Below are 265 nucleotides of genomic sequence, written 5' to 3'. Positions count from 1 at the left end.
AAGTGCGCTTCAAAAAGAAGCGGTTATGGGGCGAGATATTGGGGAATACGAGAGTTTTGAAGAGGCGGCGGAATATATACGCTTTCTAAACGACAACAGTAACTTTGTTGCGGTTCTGGTTTCAGCCCAGCCCTGTGCTAACCGCTTCCCAGAGGAACTGAGTGAAAGTTTGTCCTATATTCACCGCTACTTACCGCATCGGGCAAAAGAACTGGAGCACAACTTTTCTCAGCTTCAGGCGGTTATGACGTTGACTGACGTGACT

1 pseudogene is annotated in these 265 nt (G+C 47.9%); it reads left to right on the top strand.

What is annotated here, in order from left to right:
• Positions 1-265 (top strand): annotated as a pseudogene (locus B3180_RS09395) (PilZ domain-containing protein); the annotation flags it as partial.

The sequence above is a fragment of the Idiomarina sp. UBA4206 genome, from assembly GCF_002383015.1.
GTDB classification, from domain to species: domain Bacteria; phylum Pseudomonadota; class Gammaproteobacteria; order Enterobacterales; family Alteromonadaceae; genus Idiomarina; species Idiomarina abyssalis.
This window is presented reverse-complemented; position numbering and strand designations above follow the sequence as displayed.